Annotated in this window: 14 protein-coding genes and 3 pseudogenes; 7 read left to right on the top strand and 10 right to left on the bottom strand. The window is 70.6% G+C overall.

What is annotated here, in order from left to right; all coding sequences use genetic code 11:
• Positions 1 to 119: 119 nt before the first annotated feature.
• Positions 120 to 776 (bottom strand): annotated as a pseudogene (locus ACWDGI_RS20580) (transposase family protein); the annotation flags it as partial.
• A 35-nt stretch (positions 777 to 811) separates the two neighbouring features.
• Here ACWDGI_RS20580 and ACWDGI_RS20575 point away from each other — a divergent pair.
• Positions 812 to 1,288: a hypothetical protein gene (locus tag ACWDGI_RS20575; RefSeq protein ID WP_450760927.1), complete on the top strand. Its 477-nt coding sequence runs from the start codon at positions 812 to 814 to the stop codon at positions 1,286 to 1,288.
• 265 nt (positions 1,289 to 1,553) lie between these two features.
• Here ACWDGI_RS20575 and ACWDGI_RS20570 read toward each other — a convergent pair whose 3' ends face one another.
• The 6 genes and pseudogenes from ACWDGI_RS20570 to ACWDGI_RS20545 all read right to left on the bottom strand — a co-directional run.
• Positions 1,554 to 2,207 (bottom strand): response regulator, encoded by a 654-nt coding sequence (locus ACWDGI_RS20570; RefSeq protein WP_450760925.1) that lies wholly within the window; start codon positions 2,205 to 2,207, stop codon positions 1,554 to 1,556.
• Complete coding sequence (locus tag ACWDGI_RS20565; protein ID WP_450760923.1) at positions 2,195 to 3,382, bottom strand: histidine kinase; 1,188 nt, start codon at positions 3,380 to 3,382, stop codon at positions 2,195 to 2,197. The genes ACWDGI_RS20570 and ACWDGI_RS20565 overlap by 13 nt, the downstream gene beginning before the upstream one ends.
• A 556-nt stretch (positions 3,383 to 3,938) precedes the next feature.
• A complete protein-coding gene (gene crcB, locus ACWDGI_RS20560; protein ID WP_450760921.1) occupies positions 3,939 to 4,307 on the bottom strand; it encodes a fluoride efflux transporter CrcB in 369 nt (122 codons plus the stop codon).
• Complete coding sequence (locus tag ACWDGI_RS20555) at positions 4,307 to 4,645, bottom strand: DUF190 domain-containing protein (RefSeq protein WP_450760919.1); 339 nt, start codon at positions 4,643 to 4,645, stop codon at positions 4,307 to 4,309. The genes crcB (ACWDGI_RS20560) and ACWDGI_RS20555 overlap by 1 nt, the downstream gene beginning before the upstream one ends.
• Before the next feature lie 94 nt (positions 4,646 to 4,739).
• Complete coding sequence (crcB, locus tag ACWDGI_RS20550) at positions 4,740 to 5,195, bottom strand: fluoride efflux transporter CrcB (RefSeq protein WP_450760917.1); 456 nt, start codon at positions 5,193 to 5,195, stop codon at positions 4,740 to 4,742.
• A gap of 754 nt (positions 5,196 to 5,949) precedes the next feature.
• Positions 5,950 to 6,504 (bottom strand): annotated as a pseudogene (locus tag ACWDGI_RS20545) (DUF3291 domain-containing protein); the annotation flags it as partial.
• A gap of 710 nt (positions 6,505 to 7,214) precedes the next feature.
• Between ACWDGI_RS20545 and ACWDGI_RS20540 the strand changes: the two are divergent.
• On the top strand, positions 7,215 to 10,928 hold the full coding sequence (locus ACWDGI_RS20540) for a S8 family serine peptidase (protein ID WP_450760915.1): 3,714 nt from the start codon (positions 7,215 to 7,217) through the stop codon (positions 10,926 to 10,928).
• Positions 10,929 to 11,048: 120 nt separating this feature from the next.
• On the opposite strand, the gene ACWDGI_RS20535 is transcribed toward ACWDGI_RS20540, so the two are convergent.
• Positions 11,049 to 11,597, bottom strand: coding sequence for a GNAT family N-acetyltransferase (locus tag ACWDGI_RS20535; RefSeq protein WP_450760913.1), 549 nt, complete (start codon positions 11,595 to 11,597; stop codon positions 11,049 to 11,051).
• A gap of 689 nt (positions 11,598 to 12,286) precedes the next feature.
• The gene (locus tag ACWDGI_RS20530; protein WP_450760911.1) at positions 12,287 to 13,225 is read right to left on the bottom strand and encodes a MerR family transcriptional regulator; all 939 of its coding nucleotides are present in this window, start codon (positions 13,223 to 13,225) and stop codon (positions 12,287 to 12,289) included.
• A gap of 510 nt (positions 13,226 to 13,735) precedes the next feature.
• Here ACWDGI_RS20530 and ACWDGI_RS20525 point away from each other — a divergent pair.
• From ACWDGI_RS20525 to ACWDGI_RS20505, 5 genes and pseudogenes are all read left to right on the top strand, one after another.
• A complete protein-coding gene (locus ACWDGI_RS20525) occupies positions 13,736 to 14,110 on the top strand; it encodes a hypothetical protein (protein ID WP_450760909.1) in 375 nt (124 codons plus the stop codon).
• Between the two features lie 345 nt (positions 14,111 to 14,455).
• Entirely contained in the window at positions 14,456 to 14,605 is a 150-nt protein-coding gene (locus ACWDGI_RS20520) for a hypothetical protein (RefSeq protein ID WP_450760907.1), read from the top strand.
• Positions 14,606 to 14,636: 31 nt separating this feature from the next.
• Positions 14,637 to 14,741: pseudogene (locus ACWDGI_RS20515) on the top strand (LuxR C-terminal-related transcriptional regulator); the annotation flags it as partial.
• Positions 14,742 to 14,912: 171 nt separating this feature from the next.
• On the top strand, positions 14,913 to 16,460 hold the full coding sequence (locus tag ACWDGI_RS20510) for a hypothetical protein (protein WP_450761365.1): 1,548 nt from the start codon (positions 14,913 to 14,915) through the stop codon (positions 16,458 to 16,460).
• 5 nt (positions 16,461 to 16,465) lie between these two features.
• Complete coding sequence (locus ACWDGI_RS20505) at positions 16,466 to 17,425, top strand: lysylphosphatidylglycerol synthase transmembrane domain-containing protein (RefSeq protein WP_450760905.1); 960 nt, start codon at positions 16,466 to 16,468, stop codon at positions 17,423 to 17,425.
• A 158-nt stretch (positions 17,426 to 17,583) separates the two neighbouring features.
• Here the strand turns inward: ACWDGI_RS20505 and ACWDGI_RS20500 are convergent, their stop codons facing one another.
• Positions 17,584 to 18,330 (bottom strand): response regulator transcription factor, encoded by a 747-nt coding sequence (locus ACWDGI_RS20500; protein WP_450760903.1) that lies wholly within the window; start codon positions 18,328 to 18,330, stop codon positions 17,584 to 17,586.
• Positions 18,331 to 18,382: the final 52 nt, after the last annotated feature.

The raw sequence follows: 18,382 nt of genomic DNA, 5'->3' as shown, positions 1-18,382 counted from the left end.
TCAGCGCTACAGCCTCGTCCTGGCTGACCTGGTCCCGCCAGCTTCGCCAACCGTCGGATTGCGACGAGCTCGGCAGGACGCCCTTGTTGAAGAGGTGGCAGAGGCCGTCGCGCATGCCAATTGCGTTCCGCATCCCAGACCGGAAGTTCGGCCTGACCACGTTCGCGGCGATGTGGGATCACCAGACCGGTTCCGCGGTAGCCGCCATCGGCAATCACCGTGGTGTGGCCGACGGCGTCCTTCTGCCTGACAGTTCCCATGACTTGCAGTCGTTGCGGTTGCCGAGCAGCGGCCGACCGGCAGCGACGACGAGCCGGGTGTCTGCGTCGATGACGACTTGGGCGAGGACCTGGGTCATGTTGCTGATGCCGGCATCGCGGACGATGAGCCCGTCCGAGCACCAGAAGTAGCGGCCTGCGAGGGCCTCCCCACTGGCAGCCCATCGCTTCATGAGGATCTCGACCTGGGCGAGGGTGATGATGCTCGCGCTCCACCGGGAGCCATCATTGAGGTTCACGAAGACGTCGACGTTGTCCACTCACTCCAAGTCCTCGCCCCGGAACCGTTTGCGCGGCTGGAGCGCGAGCGACGGCCCTAGGTGGTGGGTCATGCGGTCGTCCGCGGACTTGGAGACGCCGAATAGCGGAGCCAGCTGGCGCATCGTCAAGTTCCTGCGTCAGTAGGCCGCGACGAGCGGAACTCGGTCCTTCAGCAGCAGGGTCCATGGGCGCCGGAGCTATCCAGGACGGCGCGGACGCCGTGATCACACCAGTCACAGCGTGATCGTCCCAAAGATCGACCACATGGCACGATGACCACCATGGCGGGTCAGGTCTTGGTGTCACTCATATCGCTGGGCGGCGTTGTCCTCGGCGGCATGCTGTCCTACCTCGTCCAGCACAGGACTCAACTGTCAGCGGAACGCGCTGAACAGCAACGACAGCAGAACGCCCTGGCCGAGGCCCGGCGCGCGGAACGGCTGGCCCTGCTGGAGCGCTTCATCGAGGTGGCGGCCGAGGCCGAACGCTCCGCGTTCAGCCGGCCTTCCGAGTTCGGCGACACACATCCCTGGTACCTCACGACCCAGGACGTCATGAACAGGCTGTGGGTCGCGGAACGGCTCATCCGTATCCAGTTCCCCCTGCCCGTGCATGACGCGGCACGTGCTTACTTCCTCGACCTGAATCGGACGGTATGGGAAGGGCTGCCCGACGGCGAGAGCGTACGGGACTACCTGGAGGACAACAGGCTGGCGTTCCTCGACACGGCTCGAGCGGTCATGGGATAGCCCACCACCGAGCCCTGAAGATCCGGTGCCGGTCTCCGTGCAGATCTGCCTGACCCTGGTCCCGGCGGTCCTCGGTTTCTGGCCGAACGGGATGCTGTCGCGCGGTGCCCGCCGGAACACGCGCCGACACCGAAGGAAACTGGCCGCCGAGGAACGGCAGCACACCGCGGAGCCCGCCGCGGCCCGCTCGGAATGGGGGAGGGGCCGTCCGGCCGGACGGCCCCTTCGCATGCGTCGGAGCAGGGGCAGGGGACAGGCAGAGCACTCATGCCTGTGGCGCGTGGGCCAGATACGCGAGGACTGCCAGGACTCGGCGGTGGCCGCTGTCGTTCGGCGGTAGGCCGAGCTTGAGGAACACGTTGCCGATGTGTTTGTGGACCGCGCGTTCGGTGACGACGAGGGTCTTCGCGATGGTGGCGTTGTCGTGGCCCTCGGCCATCAGCGCCAGCACCTCGCGCTCGCGCGGGGTGAGTGAGTCGAGGGGCGAGTCCCTGCGGCGGGTGAGGAGTTCGGTCACGACCTCGGGGTCCAGCGCGGTACCGCCGGCGGCGACCCGCTCCAGGGCGTCGAGGAACTCGTCGACCCGGCCGACCCGGTCCTTGAGGAGATATCCGATCCCGTTGGTTCCGCTGCCCAGCAACTCGCCGGCGTACGACTCCTCGACGTACTGCGAGAGCACCAGCACCGGCAGTCCGGGCAGCCGCTCACGAGCCTCCAGGGCCGCCCGCAGTCCCTCGTCGCGAAAGCCCGGGGGCATCCTTACGTCGAGCACGGCCACGTCCGGCCGGTGCTCCAGGAGCGCGGGCATGATCTCGGGCCCACTCCCGGCGACGGCCACCACGTCGTGTCCGGACGAGGTCAGCAGCAGGACGAGGCCTTCTCGCAGGAGGGCGTTGTCCTCGGCGATCACCACACGCACGGCAACTCCACGTCGATCACGGTCGGCCCGCCGGCCGGGCTGGACACTTCCACGGTTCCGTCGAGCGCCGCGACCCGTCGCCGCATGCCCAGCAGCCCCGAGCCTGCGCTCTCGTCGGCGCCGCCGCAGCCCTCGTCCCGGATCCGCACGCGCAGGCCACGCCGGGCCCGGACCAGCTGGACCTCGGCACGGGACACGCCGCTGTACCTGGCGACGTTGGTCAGCGACTCGGCCACCGCGAAGTAGGCGGCCGCCTCCACCGCCGCGGGCGCCCGCGCCCCGTCGCCGAAGCCGCCGTCGTCCACCGCCACCTCCAGCCCCTCCCTGCTCTCGGTCTCGCTCGCACGCGGGGACCCCCAGCCCGCCGCCAGCGCCCGCACCGCGCCGGCCAGGCCGCGGTCGCTCAGGATAGGTGGGTGGATGCCGCGCACCACCTGCCGCAGCTCCGTCAGCGCCTTCTCGGCCTGCTCCTGGGCCTCGTCGAGCAGCCTGCGGCCTGTCTCGGGATCCCCGCCGTAGGCGCGCCTGGCGAGCCCGATGCGCATGGACAGCGCCACCAGGTGCGCCTGCGCGCCGTCGTGCAGATCCCGCTCGATCCGGCGCAGTTCGGCCTCGTGCGCGGCGATCGCGTCGGCGCGGGTCTCGGCCAGCCGCTCGACCCGGGCCGCCAGTTGCGCCTGCGGGGACGGTTTGAGCAGCGCGGTCGACCAGTCGGCCTCCAGATCCGCGAGCCGCACGATGAGCGGCAGGACGACGGCCTCGCGGCGCAGCAGGCCGCACCACACGCCGTCGACGACCAGGCCGACGGGCCACAGGGGCACGGCGAGGACGAGCAGGGCGCCGTAGAACCAGTACGCGACCAGCCAGCGCGCGTCGGTGCGCGTGCCCGGATCCCGTACGGACCTGATGATCCGCCGGCGCATCGTCCCGGTCAGGGGCTGGTATGCCTCGGGGATCCGCACCCCGGTCCAGGCGGCGGTCAGGCCGCGTTTGGCCGCCGCGATCCGCCGGGTCAGCAGCAGCGTCTCGGGCAGCAGCCAGGCACCGACGACCGCCAGCGTGCCGATCGCAGTGATCAGCAGGACGGTGATGAAGATCCACATGCCGAAAGCCATGGCGGCGGCCAAGAAGAGATGGGCCGTGGCCCGCGCGGCGCGCCGCAGCGTTTTCCACATGCGAGGAAGCTAGACGTTTTGCTTGACTCACGCAAGTTTCTGGGGATGGATCATCGTGCCACCACGCTTCCTGGCGGCCCTATGGACGGAGGTCCTGGACGGTGGCTGCCGCGACACCGAATCCGTAGCGGTCCGCGAGGCAGTTGTAGCAGTTGGGGCCGCGTGCTCCCGTCCCGTCCATGTACGGGGCTGGTTGAGGCCGGGCCGGGCCGGGTCGGATCGGTACACCGGCGTCTCCACCGATCGGCGAGGACGGTGCGACCACGACGCGAGCGGTTCGGGGGCGGGAGCAACCGCATACTCTCGTGGACGACGCCGGAGCCATACCGGCGCACTCCTGCTGCCGCCCACTTGGCTGACGCGAGGATGTCGGCTGACGGCGCGGGTCGCAGGCCGCTCGCCGTCGGCAGTGGTCGTGGAGCAGGAGGGGGATCGCGGATGCCGCCGTCCTGCTCGTTTCCGCGGTCGAGTCGGCCCGTCACGACTGACTCTGCCGAGCCGACATGGAGATCGATGTCCTCGGGTGGCCATGGTGCCGGATGCTCGGCAGGGGCAGTCACAGCCAGATCAGCAGGGCGTAGCCGGCGGTTGCGGCGGCGAGGCCGACCAGGAGGCTGCCGATGGCGTTGAGTCCGGCCTCGGTGAGGGAACCGTCTTCGAGGAGCCGGACGGTCTCGAAACTGAAGGTGCTGAAGGTGGTCAGGGCACCGCACACGCCGGTGCCCAGCAGCAGCATGACGTTGCTGGGCAGGCCGTGCGCGGCTACGGCCGCCGCCAGGGCGCCGAGAATGAACGACCCGGCCATGTTGACGGTGAACGTGCCGAGCGGGAAGACGCTGTCGTGGCGGGCCTGGATGGCCTTGTCGGTGAGATAGCGCAGCGGCGCGCCGAGCATGCCACCGAGGAAGACCAGGAGGACGGGCATCAATGGAGCTGCTCCTCGATGACGGGGCTGAGTCCCTTTCCGTTCTCCGCGATGACCTGGACCGGTTCCAGCGTGATCAGTGCCTCGGGCGCGACCTCGCGGGCCTGGGGCATGAAGACGCGGATGCGGTCCTCCTCGTCGATGATGACGATGGTCAGGGGGAGGTCTTCGGCGAGATCGAGCAGGCGAGTGGTGTGCACGATCGACGAGGTGCCGAAGCCCTCGAAGCCGCGGAACACACTGGCGCCCGCAAGCCCCGCCCGGTGGGCGCGGTGGACGATCTCGGTGAAGGCCGGCCTGCGGTGGTATTGGTCCCACTCACCCAGGTAGATGGTCATCCGCAGGACCGGTCCGTTCAACGACGGGCGCGGCGGCCGCGGGGGCGGGTTCACTCCGTTGTGCCGGCGAAGGTGCGGGTTCATCGCTGCCTCTTTACGGGAGAGACCGCTTGGGAGGCGGGGTGGCCGGTCCGGCGGTCGGCGAGGCGGGTACTTGGCTGCGGCGGCTGGGGCCGCGGCGCACTGGCAGTCCGGCGGCCCGGCGGGCGGCCGCGATGCCGAGCCCGACCGCGACGAGTCCGGCGACGAGGCTCGTCAGGGCGTAGGCGTCGGCTTTGGACCAGTCGCCCAGTGAGAGCAGGTGGTGTATCTCCACGGTGTAGGTGGAGAAGGTGGTGTAACCACCGAGGAAGCCGACGCCCAGGAAGGGCCGGACGTAGCGGCTGGGCGGCCACACCTCCAGGACGCAGACCATGAGCAGTCCCAGGGCGAAACTTCCGGAGATGTTGGTGATGAAGGTGGCCCAGGGGAACCCGCCGGCCGGGGTGGGCCAGGCGAGGGCGAGGCCGTAGCGGGCGAGGCTGCCCAGCCCGCCGCCCACGGCGATCACCGCCAGGATGTCCGTTTGGCGGGAGCGTCTGGCCTCGGCTGATCGCTGCTGGGGAGGTGCCTGTGGTCGGGCGCCGTCCGCGACGTCGGGGTCGACCGGCAGAACCTCTTGCGGCGGCGGTGCGTCGTCGCGGGGCCGGGGTCGGGGTTCTCCGCGGGACATCGTCCTTCCCACCGGGTTGAGCCTGTGCGGTCCGACGGTGGACCGCGTGCCTGGACCTGCCGGTCTCGCGCTGTCCGTCGGATGCGACGTGGGGTGACCGTAGGGCCGCGGCTGCAGGTCGGCTGAGACGCTGTCCGGGACGAGCGGGGCATGATGTCCTCCTACCTGTGGGCGTGCCTGCGTGAGCAGGTACCAGGTAGGGACTGTTGTCGACCCAGGTACACGGTCGCGGTTTCGGCGAGCCCCACCGCCATCACTGTCAGGCTACGCCGTCCCCCCGGCGAAGACGAGGGGCTGCCGCGTCAAAACCCGCAGGACAGCCGTGGTGAGCCACGAGACGTCGATATCAGTCCTCGCGGCTGATTGCGGTGGGCGCGACCGCGACCGGCTCCGACGTCGCAGGTGCGCGGTCATCTCGCGCCGACGCGGGGCCGGCTCCCAGGCCGTGCCGAGCTCCGCCATGCCGCTGCCCACCGCGACATCGACGGTGAGGCTCCCCGGGCGGCGGGGGAGCGGGCTCACCGCCCGGCGCGGTCGATCCAGTACGCCGCGGTCGGCGAGAACAAGATCCGGGATGCGGTCGGCCCCGTAATTGAACCTGTTCCCTTTTCGGCCCGGTGCCTTTGGTCCTGATCGCAGTTCCGTCCGGGGTGAACGAGTGGTGGAAGGTGAAGGCGTGCGGCGCGGAGCCGTGGTCGTGCAGGTGCTCCAGCCTGGAGACCCCGTCCCGCCAGGTGGGTGTCACGCCTTCGGAGACCCACCAGCACACGTAACTCGGGTGCCCTGACCTCTCGAACCAGTCGTAGCGCCTGTTCAGCGCCGCACGGTGCAGACCGATGTAGACGGCGTCGAAGGCGGGGCGCAGATCGGTCCAGAGCGAGAGGGTCGCGGCCAGGGCGGTGGTTTCCACCGTATGGCCCTTGCCGTACCAGGCCGGTACGGCGAACTCTCCCCATGCACCCCAGTCCGCCTCGAAGAGCATGCCCCGGTCGCCGTCTGCCGCTTCAGCACGAGCGAGGTACCCGGGGCGCTGGCTGATCTCCCGGTAGACGGACTCACCAATCTCGTAGAACTCGCGCGTGAGAGGTGCGGGATCGGCGAGCGGTGACTTCAGGACGCCGAATGTGTACAGAGCAAGATGGGGCATGCGTTTTCTCCCTGGTAGGGGTGCCTGATGCGGTCGCGGTCGGTGGCTTACGCATGAGGCCAGGATTCGTGGGGCGTGCCCGACTCATCCGGTCGCGGGTGGCTCAGCCTGAAGGAACTCCCGTGCGACCGTGGGCGATCGCCGAAGACCAGGTGAAGGTAGCCGCCTCCGCGGGCCATGTCGAAGTTGCGTTTTCCCCGTCCAAGTGGCCTCCTGCACCGGTGGTTACGGGGGCTGGGGCGGTGACGGGGCGGGGCAGGCTGCGGGATACCGGTGATCCACTCCGGCCGATCGATTCGCCCGCCATGCCCGTCCGCACCCCCGGTCCGATAGCCCCGAGTGCCGCCGAACGCGTGCGGTTGAAGAGGATGCCCTACGGCCACAAGACCCGGCACTGGCTGCGGGTGAGACCCTCAACGCCGCGGCCGTACCGCCTCGTTCACACCGCTGCAGGCCGTCGAGGTCAAGGCGTCGGCCTGCCGGCTGCCTGCCGAAGGGGCTGCCACGACTGTCCGTCCCGACGGGCGGATGCGTTGTTCGAGCTGACCGACACCCTGTCCGCGGCAAGCCGGCTCGGCCGACGGCACCGTCTCCTCGCGGCGTAACTGCGCCATGGCGCAAGAGCGACATGTGTGACCCCTTGAACGACGTCGGGGGAGGCCGGAGGATCCAGTGATCTTTCGCTCTCCGCCGCGTCTCAGGAGTCTTCCTTGCCCAAGGTTCCCATCCCCCGGCCCGGGCCGATCGCCCTCGCCGTGGCGGCCGCGCTGACAATCGGCGTCCTACCGGCGACTGCCGCAGTGTCCGCGTACTCCGCCGGTGAGGCGTCGCACAACGACGCCGGACACCACACCCCCGGCGATGCCGGCACGCACACCGTCACCCTGATCACGGGTGACAAGGTCACCATCGGGACCGCCGCCGACGGCACCGTCGTGCGCTCCTTCCAGGCCGCGAGCGGAGCCACCACCGGCTTCCACCGCGCTGTCCTGGACGGCGCCACCTACGTCTACCCCGACGCCGCCCTGCCGTACGTGAGCGCCGGGAAGCTCGACAAGCAGCTCTTCAACGTGACGCGGCTGATCGCCGAGGGTTACGACGACGCGCACAGCTCCCGGCTGCCGCTGATCGTGCGCTACACCGATGCCGCCGCCAAGGCACGCACCCGGACGAAGATGGCCGGCTCGACCAACGTCCGCCGCCTGGACAGCATCCAGGGCGCGGCCCTCGCGCAGAACCACCGGCAGGCACCGGAGTTCTGGTCCTCGCTCACCGGGGGTTCCGGCGCGGCGGCCCGGTCCGCGAAGCCGTCCTTCGCGGGCGGCGTCGCCCACGTGTGGCTCGACGGCCAGGTGAGGGCCGACCTGGCCGACTCCACCGCCCAGATCGGCGCGAACAAGGTCTGGGCGGAGGGCGACACCGGCCAGGGCGTGAAGGTCGCGATGCTCGACAGCGGCGCGGACACCGAACACCCGGACCTGGTCGGGCAGATATCCGACAGCGCCAGCTTCGTCCCCGGCGAGGACGACATCGCCGACTACAACGGCCACGGCACGCATGTCGCCTCGACCATCGTCGGCACGGGCAGTGCCTCCGACGGCAAGGAGCGGGGTGTCGCCTCCGGCGCCCGGCTGGCCGTCGGCAAGGTGCTCAACTCCGAGGGCAGCGGCCAGGAATCCTGGATCATCGCGGGCATGGAGTGGGCCGCCCGCGACCAGAAGGCCAGGATCATCAGCATGAGCCTGGGCGGCGGCGGTGACAGGACCGACCCGATGAGCCAGGCCGTCGATCAACTCAGCCACGAAACAGGCGCGTTGTTCGTGATCGCGGCGGGCAACGGCGGCCCGCACTCCATCAGCAGCCCCGGTGCCGCGGACTCCGCGCTGACCGTCGGCGCCGTCGACTCCACCGACACGCTCGCCGACTTCTCCAGCCAGGGCCCGCGCGACGGCGACGGCGGGCTGAAGCCGGAGATCACCGCGCCCGGCGTCGACATCGTCGCGGCGCGCTCGCACTACAAGCGCGGCTCCGGCTACTACACCACGATGAGCGGCACGTCGATGGCGACACCGCACGTCGCCGGTGCCGCCGCCCTCCTCGCCTCGGAGCACCCCGACTGGACGGGCACCCAGCTCAAGGAGGCGCTGGTCAGCAGCGCCAAGGCCACCCCGGCGTACACCCCGTACCAGGCGGGCGCCGGCCGGCTCGACGCGCTGGCGGCCGTGCACACCACGGTCTTCGCCACCACGAGCGCCTACTCCGGCTTCCACACGTGGCCGCCGAAGCCGGGGCAGACCGACGTCCAGACGGTGACGTACACCAACGTCGGCGACGCACCGGCCAACCTCGCCCTGGCGGTCAACGGCACCGTCCCGGCAGGGTTGTTCAGCCTCTCCGCCGACCATGTCACCGTGCCCGCCCACAGCACCGCCACGGTCACCCTGACGGCGGATCTGGACAAGCTGGGCGGCGACCAGTCGGTCAGCGCCATGATCACCGGTACGGACGGCAGCGGAGCGGTTCGCGCCCGGACCCTGATCGGCGCGGCCCGCGAGGGCCAGCGGCAGAATCTGACCGTGGTCGCCAAGGACCGTTCCGGCAAGCCGCTGGAGGGCCGGGTCGTCCTGAGTGCCGAGCACCTCTTCACGGTGATGGACCTCGACGCGTCCGGCACCGGCACGGCGCGGCTGCCCGTCGGCAGCTACAGCGGCTGGCTCACCGGTGACGTGCAGGGCGCCGAAGGCCCGCACTCGCGCGGCATGGTGCTGCTCGCCTTCAACGACGTGAAGCTCGACCAGGACCGCACCGTCACCCTGGACGGCCGCAAGGCACGCCGGATCCTGGCGCGCGTGCCGCAGCAGACCACCGCCGTCGCGCCGCGCCTGGACGCCCACCGGTCCTTCACCGACAGCCTGGTGGAGACGTCGATGCTGCCGGACCCGTCGTACGACAGCATCTGGGCGCTGCCGACCGGCAAGAAGGTCACCGACGGCGAGTTCGAGACCGGCGCCCGCTTCCGGCTCGAGCAGCCGGCGCTGACCGTGAGCACGAAGTCGACGACCTTCAACGACCCGCTGGTCAAGCGCGCGGCCACGCCGCTGCCCGCCGGTACCCGGAACCTGACGGCGGTCTTCGCCGGTGACGGCACGGCCCAGGAGCTCGCGCGGCAGAACGTGCGCGGCAAGGCCGTCGTGGTGCGCGGCGCCGGCACGGAAGGGATCAAGGCCCAGGCGGAGGCCGCCGCGGCCGCCGGAGCCCGGCTGCTGCTGGTCGTCAACGACGGCGTCGGCCGCCTGCAGCCCTGGGACGAGAACCCCTGGAGCCCGGACAGCCCGGCCCCGGTGACGGTGGCGACGCTCAACGCCGACCAGGGCGCCGACCTGCTCGGCCAACTCCGGCACGGCGCGGTCTCCCTGAAGGTCACCTCGCACCCCACGACCGACTACGTCTACGACGTCGTGCACCACTGGACGGGCGCCGTTCCGGCGGACCCGACCTGGCGTGAGGAGTCCAAGGACCTCGGCCGGGTGAACGTCTCCTTCCGTAACTACCGGCAGGGCAAGGCGATGGAGTTCCGTCCGGACGTCTGGCGCGGCTGGGCCGTCGGCAACCAGCTCACCGCGCCCGCGCAGGGCGACCGCACCGACTGGGTCACCGCCGACACCACGTGGCTCGACGACGCCTTCATCCAGGGCGAGACCGGGCAGCACTCGATCGACCCGCTGACCTACCCGGCGCGCAAGACCGGCAAGGTCACCTGGTTCGGCCCGATCCAGCGGCCCCGCATGGGCCCGATCAACTACCAGCCGGTGCGCTACCTCGACACGATGTACATCACCGCGCCCGGCTGGGGTGACTCGGGGTCCGGCCACGTCGGCGAGGCCGGCGCGAACTTCGACGTCAAGGACTGGATGTCGCTCTACCAGGGCGATCAGCAGCTCGACTGGGGCAACGCCGAGTACCTTCAGGTTCCCGGCCTCGGCGCCGAGCGCCTGCCCTACCGGCTGGTTCTCGACAACGACCGCGGCACCTGGTCCGACCCGTACTCGACGCACACGCTGACCGAGTGGGACTTCACCTCCGCGGTCACCGGCGGCGACGCGGCGGTGTCCCTGCCGCTCATCCAGCTCGACTACGGCGTGGACACCGACAAGTCCGGCCGTGCCGACCGGCACGCCGGCCTGACGGTGGCCGCCTCGCACCTGCCGGGCACCACCGCCACCATCGGGAAGCCGACCGTCGAGGTGTCGTACGACGACGGTGTGACCTGGCAGCGGACCGACCTGACCCGGCGCGACGACGGATGGCGGACGAACCTGCGCGCGCCGCGGTCCGCGGACTTCGTCACCCTCCGGGTCGGCGCCCGGGACAGCGCGGGCAACACCGTCTCACAGACGATCACCCGGGCCTTCGGCCTGCGCTGACGTCACATCCTGGGAGGTCACCCGGGACAGCACCGCGTGGGCGGGACCGCAGCCGGCGGCCCCGCCCACGCGGCGTTCCCGGCTGTCAGGGTATCCATGAGGAGAAGATCTGCTACGGCGTCACGCGGGGGTTGCCCACTCCTCGCGAAGCATTCCGAAGAGCACGCGGTCGTAGCGCTTCCCCTCCACCAGCACCGCCGACCGGCGGCGGCCTTCCTCACGGAAGCCCAGCCTGGCGAAGGCGCGCATGGCGCGCTCGTTGCCACTCCAGGTGTCCAGCTCCAGCCGGCTCAGGAAGTACGCGCCGAACAGGTGGTCCACGAGCAGCCGCAACGCGTCACTACCATGGCCGCGACCCCAGAACTCTCGCTCGCCGATGGTGACTCCGAGCGTGGCCACTCCGGCGTACGGGTCCAGGTCCCGATAGTCGGCCATGCCTATGACCCTTCCGCCTGCGAGATCCTCGACCGTGAACACGGCCGACTCTCTCGGGACCAGGCGCAGCATGGTGTCGAAGCCGAGCCCGATCGCCTCTGCTGAGACCGGTCCGAAACACGGATCGCCGGCCGCGGCCAAGCGCACCACTTCCGGGTCGTTGCGCCACCGAAGATGATGCTCCGCGTCCTCGGAGCGCAGCGCACGCAGCCTTACCAAACTTCCTTCGAACATTGCGCAACCCTATGCGATCGCAGAACCGCTCAAGGCGGGCGATCCACGCTCGGATGCCCTCGGCACGTCTGCATCAACCGGCCCAGGCGTTCGCACCGCCCTCTTGGAATTGACCATCTGGTGCAGTAGGAAGCCGCGCAGGACGCCTCTGCCAGAGTTGACCGAGGAGTCATCCCTCTTTGGCATCGGAGCGGTGAGGATGGCCCAGTCGGCATGGGAGCGGTGAGGATGGCCCAGTCGAATGCCCAGCCGCCGTCCTGCCAGGGTGCGCGGCTCTGTCAGCCTTCGACGATGGCGTCGCGGCCGATCCAGTCGGTCTTGTAGGACCATTCGTGGTACTCGGCCGCGGGGTGAACGGCGCGGTGAGCAGCCTCAGCCGATCCGTAGAAGCCGGGAGGATCTCAGGCACTCGTGCGCCGTGCAGGTGGCCATCGCGGGGGAAGGAGGGCGGCGCCGCGGGCAGGATGCTGTCGACGTCGTACCGGCTCTTCTGCGCAGCCCGGCAGGATGCCAGGCCTCGGCCAACTCGGCAACGTCCTCCATGCGCCACGGGCGAAGAACGAGAGCGGGAGAGGCCGATGTCGCGGCCACCTGAAGTACGACGGGGGCATTCATGAACCGATCAGGTGCGGCGGCGTTTTCACCCGACGCCAGCCGCTTGCGGTCCACGCTGCCTTGCGACCGTCCCGTCATTGCTGTGTCCGGACGCGCAGAGCCTGGACGGACCAGTCGAACACTGGAGCCAGACTCTCCGGGGCCGGCCAGCCGTTGACCACTGCGAGCAGCTGCAGGTATCGCTCCCTGCGGGGGTCGTTCACGCTCTCCAGCCGAGTCGCCAGCCGGCGGCGAAGCTCGACGTCGTCGGGGCGGCCGAGGAGGTGCGCGTAGTGCGCCGTGAACGCCACGACGATCGGATCGGCCTGGGGCGAGGCCGGGTCGATGCCGGCGGTCAGGGCCGGGCCGACCTGGTCACGGACGGCTGCGGCAATGTCGCGGCGCGGGCTCATCGTGTCGCTTCGGGCCTGCTCGGCTGCCTGGTCCTCGGCCATCCGCCGCACGGCGGCGCGGAAATCCGGGTCCAGGGACATTTCGGCCAACTCCACCCACGCCTGGACCTGCTCCGCCTCCGGATTGTCGGGCAGCTCGGGGGTCATCGAGCGCATGACCCCCGCGAACGCGGGGGCGGCGTCAAGACCGCCGAAGACGGCGTCGAGGAAATCGCCGATCAGACGTCGGCGTTCGTCCTCGGAGAGCTGGGCCAGCCGGTGCATGAGTTCCGTCTCCTCAGGTGTGGACCCGCGCTCGGCCACCGCCGTCAGCACCGCGCGCCGCAGGAGCAGGACGCGGATCTGCACTGCCAGTGCTTCGGCGTGCGCCGCGGCAACCTCGGGAAGCGAGAGCTCGCGGTCCACGACCTTGCGGATCGTGGGAAGGTCCAGTCCCAACTCGCGCAGGGTCCGCACGAGGTCCAGGCGTGCGACGGCGTCGATGTTGTAGAGGCGGTAGCCGGCCGGGCTGCGGTCCGTCGGCGCCACGATTCCGCGATCGGAGTAGAACCGAATGGTCTTGACCGTGAGACCGGTCCGCCGAGCGAGCTCGCCGATCGAGTAAAGCGTGTCGCCGTCCATGCCCCCACCTTTGAGTCTCCCCCTACTGGAGACTCAAGTCCCTCCGCCTGCGAGCAGACAACCCGCAACCACTCCTCAGCCACAAGTCTTGACAATTCCTCTGTTCGCTCCGTTGCGGGTGAGTGATCCCGTCCCCCTGGAATTCGAAGCCGTGGTCAACCACGCAGTCATCGGGCCCGTGGCGGTCGCTCGTATCCAGGCCACTGCCGCGCTCGGGACGGTATCGGCGGACCCGTCGGCCACGCAGTGGCTGCTGCCAACGACGACCTCGGTAAGTTCCGGGAAATAATTCTGTCCACATTCTGGTATGGCAGATGGTCGGAAGCAAACCCGGCTCTGGTCTGCTTCTGATGATCTCACGATCTGCATACCGATCTATTACGTCAGGATTGTCTGGGAGATGTTTTCCGTTCGGCGCACCCCAGATCGAGGACTAGCGTGGCTATTGCACTAAGCGCCCCGTACGAACGGAGTTTTTACGGGCCGCCCTTCTCCTCAAAGGAGGCCGCCATGTACGTGCGTGCACGCGTAGCGGCAGCATCAGGCATGTCCGTCGCGCTGCTCTGTGTCGCCGCGGGTGGGGCTACGGCTGCCACCACGCCCCCGGCGCATCCCGCCTCGATCACAGTGAAGGCAAGCCCCACGACTGTAAAGGCCGGGCACACGGTCCGATTCGCGGGCCGCACTTCCGGCATCCGCCCCGGAGCGTCTGTGATTCTGCAGATGGACAGGAACGGCAAGTGGATGCCGCTCCATGTCAACTCCAAGGTGAAAAAGGGTGACACATACGCCCTTGCGACCCGAGTGACCATGAAGGGCAGCCAGGACTTCCGTGTCGCCTCGGGAAAGACTCACTCCTCGACTGTCAACGTCACGGTGCAGTAGGCCGTTTCGTCGGACACGGCAGCTGTGAGCATTGATCGCTGATGCGTTGTGACTGCGCGCCACGGTACGCCGTGCAGTGCTTCAGCTGGCCTTACGTTCCAGGTACGGGATGTGCCGAGCCCTTCGTATGGTTGGGCCGCCCAGGGTGCCGGGTGTGGCTTTCGGTTGGCTGTCGTCCGTGGCAGCAGTGGCTTGGCCGCGCCCGTCGTACCACTGCCGACCTGGGCGGTCGCGGGGTGTGCGGGGTCATATGTGACCTCGGCCCGCTTGCCGCTTGCCGCTTGCCGCTTGCTGCTTGCCGCTCGCCGCCTGCCGCTCGCAGCTCGCCTGCGAGCTCGTGAGCTCATGCCGTTCGCCCTGGTCGTCGACGTACGCGTAGGTCTGCTGCTCGACGCCGTCGTACGCAGACCCATCTGGCCCGGCGCTGCGAAGGCGGCACGGTTCAGGGCGGCACGGCCGGTGGTGCCGGTGAGGTGGACGACCTCTCCGCGCTGACTGTCGGTGGCCCAGGTGTGGGCGTCGCCCAGTGTCCGAGTCCACCGTGAAGACGCGCGTCGGTCGAGTCGTAGCCAAGATCGGCGTCCGGGACCGCGTCCAGGCCGTGATCTTCGCCCACGACCTGGGAATCGCCCCCGCGACCGGTGAATCGCCCGTCCCGGTGCCGGCTGAGGAGAATGGGCGGGCTGAAGGGAACGAACGTCTTCTCACCTGGCTTTAACCCTACAGGCCGTAGGGTGGGACGTCCTCCTGTGAACTTGTAGGAGGCGCTGGTTCCGTGGCGAGTGACGACGAGAGGTGCGAGATGGCCGAGGGCCCGAACGGCACGACGACCGGCCTTCCCCGCACCGGCCTCCCTCGCACCGGCCTTCCGCCGCAGACCGTCCGGCCCCGGCGTTCGCGGTGGGAGCCCCGGCTCGGGGCGGTCGCCGCCGCTTTCACGCTCGCCCAGCTCGTCCTCGTACGGCCGGATCTCGGTCTCGGCTGGGACGAGAGCGTCTACGTCAGCCAGGTCAGCGGTCACGTGCCCGCCGCCTACTTCAGCGCGCCCCGCTCCCGCGGCATCTCGCTTCTCACCGCCCCGATCGCGTCGTGGTCCGACTCCACCGTCCTGCTCCGGATCTACCTGGCCGTCCTCTCCGGCCTCGCCCTCTACCTCGCCCTGCGCGTGTGGCGAAGCCACCTCGGGCCCGGCGTCCTGGCCCTGGCCGGCGCCCTGTTCGCCTCACTGTGGGTGACGCTGTTCTACGGCCCCCAGGCCATGCCCAACTACTGGGTCGCCGTCGGCGCGCTGGTCTGCGTCGGCTGCTTCCTGCGTGCCCGCGCGAACGCACGGGACCGGGCGGCCTGGTGGGGCGTGTTCGCGGGCGCGGCGCTGATGGCGGGGATGCGCCCGATGGACGCGGTCTACGTCGCGCTGCCCCTGCTCGCGCTCTCCCTGCTCTCCCTGCTGCCTCCGCTCTCCCGGCTCTCCCCGCCTTCCTTGCGCCGCCCGCGTCTGCTCGTCGTACTGGTCGCGGGGCTGGTGGCGGGTGCCGGCGAGTGGGTGATCGAGGCGTACACGAGCTACGGCGGCCTCGCGCACCGCCTCTCCGCCGCCTCGGACATCCAGGGCGGCCTCGGCTGGCACCTCTCCGTGCTCGACCAACTGCACAGCCTCGGCGGCCGTACCCTGTGCCGGCCCTGCACCGGATCGGCCCCCAGCCCGCTGGTGACCCTGTGGTGGTTCGCGCTGCCCGTCCTCGCTGTCCTCGGCGCGGTGATCGCCGTCCGATCCCGGCGCGCCCTGCCCGTCCTGCTCCCGCTGGCCTGCGCCGTCACAGCCGCGGTCCCCTACCTGTTCCTCATCGGCTACGCGGCCCCCCGCTTTCTGCTGCCCGCCTACGCCCTGCTCGCCCTCCCCGTCGCCCACGGCCTCGTCCACCTGGTCACCGCACCGGCAGACCGGGCCGGGCGCGCCGTGGCCGCCGGTCTGGTGGCGGTCGGCCTGGCAGGCCACCTGGCCGTGCAGTACGTCGTCCTGGAACACACCGTGCACAGCTCCGACGCCTCCCGCGCCGACTGGGCCCGCACCGCCGCCGCCCTCCACGCACTCGGCGTACGGCAGCCGTGCCTGCTCAGCGGCTACGAAGCCGTCCCCATCGCCTTCGCCACCGGCTGCGGTTCCGCCCAGACGGCGGGGCATGACGCCAGCACCACCGTGTCCGAACTGAAGCGCGCCGCGCAGCGAACGTCCTTCGCCGTCCTCGTGCCGCCGAAGGGGCGTCCGCCCGCGTACGCACGCACCTGGTCCGAGGAGCGGGCCGGCGCACTCCGCGCTTACGTCGCACCCGGCGTACGGCAGGGGAGGTGACCGCCGTGACCACGGCCGAGACCGCCGTGACCACGGCCGAGAGCCTGCCGGCGGCCTCGGGCAGACGTCTGTACGTCCAGTTGGGCGTCACCCTGCTGGTGCTCGCCTCCGCCGGCGGGATGCTCGCCGCGCACCGGGCCACGCTGGACAGCGGCACCGACCGGCTGGCCGCCGCCGACGGGGAGTGGCTGGTGCTCGCCTGCCTCGCCGCCCTGGCCACCTGGGTGTGCGCGGCCGTGGCGCAGCAGGGGGCGGTGGTCGAACGGCTGCCCAGGGGGCGGCTGGTGGCGGCGCAGTTCGCGGCCGGCGCCGCCAACCACCTTCTTCCGGCGGGGGCCGGAGCGACGCTGGTCAACCTGCGGTTCCTGACGCGGTGCGGGCTGTCCACCCGGCGCTCGGCGACGGCGCTGGCGGTGAAGGCGGCCGTCGGCGGGATCGTCCGGTGCGCGCTGGGTGTGGCCCTGCTGGTCGCCTTGCCCGGCACGGTCCACCTCTCCGCGCGGATTCCGCTTGTGCTGGTCCTGCTGCCGGTGGCGGCGGGAGCCGTCGTCCTGGCGGTCGCGATCAGCGGCCGCCTCAGACGGGCGGTGAGCCGAGCCTTCGCTGACGTGCGGGACGTGCACCGGTGCCGGGCGCGGGCCTGTGCGCTGTGGGGTGGGTCGGTCGCGTTCGCTCTGCTGCACGCCGGGGTGGTCATCGCCGTGGTCCATGCGATCGGCCTCGGCCTCCCCGCGAGCCGGGTGGTCATGGCCTACCTGATCGCCAGCGGCGCGGCAGCGCTGCTGCCCACGCCGGGCGGACTGGGGTCGTTGGACGCCACGCTGGCTCTTGCCCTCACGGCGGCCGGCGCGCCGGGACCGGCGGCGGTCTCGGCGGTCCTCGGCTACCGCCTGCTGACGGGATGGCTGCCGATGGTCCCCGGCCTGCTGGTCCTGGCCCTCCTGGCCCGCCGCTCGGCCTTGTGAACCGTCCGGATGCCTGCTTTCCATCGGCCGGCAGGACCGTTGCCCTGCGCTGGCCCACCGGCAGGACCCTTGCCCTGCACTGGCTCACCGGCAGGACCGTTGCCCTGCGCTGGCCCACCGGCAGGACCCTTGCCCTGCCCTGGCCCACCGGCAGGGTGTCAATCCGGCGGAGCTGGTCGCCGTTCCAGCCGGTATCCGTGCCCCCGCAACGTGGTGATCCGGGGCAGCCGGGCCTGCCGCCCGCTCGCCTGGGCCGCCTCGGTGAGTCTGCGGCGCAGGCCGGCCAACGTCACGTCGAGGGTCTTGGTGGAGCCGAACCAGTTCTCGTCCCACACCTCCGCCATCAGCGTCTCGCGCGAGACCGCCTCGCCGACCCGCTCGGCCAGCACCGCGAGCAGGTCGAACTCCTTGGCCCGCAGGGGGACTTCGACACCGAGCAGGGCGCAGCGCCGGGCCGTCACGTCGACGACCAGTTCGCCCAGCCGCACCGGCTCCCGGGCCGGCGCGGCCACCGTGTGCCGCCTGAGATGAGCCCGCAACCGGGCGAGCAGCACGGTCAGACTGAACGGCTTGACCAGGTAGTCGTCGGCCCCGGCATCCAGCCCGGCGACGATGTCGATGTCGTCGGTCCGTGCCGTCAGTACGACGATCAGCAGGTCGGGGAGGCGGGCGCGCAGCTGCCGGGCAACGTCCAGGCCGTCCATGTCCGGTAGCCCCAGATCCAGCAGTAGCACCTCGTACGGCGCCCGCCCGGCCTCCGTCAGCGCGGCCGCTCCGGTGCGGCACCACGTCGGCGCGTAGTCGTGGCCGCGCAGGCCGGTCTCCAGGTGGCGGCCGATGGTGTCGTCGTCCTCCACGACGAGGACGCGCAGTCGGCTGCGGTCCGGTGCGGCAGGTGTGCGCATGGTCGACAGCCTAGGAGCCTTGGGCCGAGGGGCCCGTCATCGATGGATGCCG

The organism is Streptomyces sp. NPDC001220 (assembly GCF_053597895.1).
Note: the sequence above shows the minus strand (reverse complement) of the source record. Positions and strands in the feature narration are given on the sequence as shown.

Bases quoted from the DNA above. Each gene is read 5' to 3' on its own strand.
- ACWDGI_RS20575 (WP_450760927.1), top strand. From the start codon at position 812: ATGACCACCATGGCGGGTCAGGTCTTGGTGTCACTCATATCGCTGGGC.
- ACWDGI_RS20565 (WP_450760923.1), bottom strand. From the start codon at position 3,382: ATGTGGAAAACGCTGCGGCGCGCCGCGCGGGCCACGGCCCATCTCTTC.
- crcB (WP_450760921.1), bottom strand. From the start codon at position 4,307: ATGCCCGTCCTCCTGGTCTTCCTCGGTGGCATGCTCGGCGCGCCGCTG.
- ACWDGI_RS20555 (WP_450760919.1), bottom strand. From the start codon at position 4,645: ATGACCATCTACCTGGGTGAGTGGGACCAATACCACCGCAGGCCGGCC.
- ACWDGI_RS20535 (WP_450760913.1), bottom strand. From the start codon at position 11,597: ATGTTCGAAGGAAGTTTGGTAAGGCTGCGTGCGCTGCGCTCCGAGGAC.
- ACWDGI_RS20530 (WP_450760911.1), bottom strand. From the start codon at position 13,225: ATGGACGGCGACACGCTTTACTCGATCGGCGAGCTCGCTCGGCGGACC.
- ACWDGI_RS20525 (WP_450760909.1), top strand. From the start codon at position 13,736: ATGTACGTGCGTGCACGCGTAGCGGCAGCATCAGGCATGTCCGTCGCG.
- ACWDGI_RS20520 (WP_450760907.1), top strand. From the start codon at position 14,456: ATGCCGTTCGCCCTGGTCGTCGACGTACGCGTAGGTCTGCTGCTCGAC.
- ACWDGI_RS20510 (WP_450761365.1), top strand. From the start codon at position 14,913: ATGGCCGAGGGCCCGAACGGCACGACGACCGGCCTTCCCCGCACCGGC.
- ACWDGI_RS20500 (WP_450760903.1), bottom strand. From the start codon at position 18,330: ATGCGCACACCTGCCGCACCGGACCGCAGCCGACTGCGCGTCCTCGTC.